The organism is Paenibacillus sp. PAMC 26794, assembly GCF_000316035.1.
GTDB lineage: Bacteria > Bacillota > Bacilli > Paenibacillales > Paenibacillaceae > Paenibacillus.
On record NZ_ANHX01000019.1, the window covers coordinates 1 to 636 of the forward strand.

The window sequence follows — 636 nt, forward strand, 5'->3', positions numbered from 1 at the left end:
TTTAACTTTTTCGCTTATTGAACATGATAGCTCTTTATCTAGGGAGTAAAAGTTATAACCGTCATTGAAAGAGTGGTCATAAGTCAAAATACTCTGTTTTAGATGATTTTCACCATTTATTGAAATGCCTATTGGATTTAAAGCGTGAGGTCTACTAGAAATAAGTAAAGGAACTTCACACTCATATCCTTCTATGAATTGTTGTACTAAAATAGGAGAATTTTTCTCTTTGCTATCATTAATGATTTTTAGTTCAGTATTGGAATCAAACAATTTAATCGATGTTTCTGATAAACCTATGCTAGCTGATTCGTGCATAGGCTTTATAATAATCTTTGTATCTAATTGGGGTCTATTACCAGATAACCATCCATTTGATGGATGGTAAACCCAACTATCAGGAACTTTCACATTATGAATCTCTAAATATTTGGTATAAACATATTTCGCTCTACTTAATGATATAACATGTGCATCTGAGCCTGTATAAGGTATAGACATTAGATCACAAAAGGAAGGAATAAGAGATTTCTTCCCAATGTGCTGACCGTTTCTAGATAGATTATACACAAACCTTTTATTCTTAAAATAGGACTGTTTGAGAACTTCAAGTATAAATTCAATCTCGTTGAAAAA

Annotated in this window: 1 protein-coding gene; it reads right to left on the bottom strand. The window is 31.3% G+C overall.

What is annotated here, in order from left to right:
* Positions 1 to 636, bottom strand: a 636-nt coding sequence (locus D829_RS32410; protein WP_017688886.1) for a hypothetical protein, incomplete at both ends; no start/stop codon positions are given.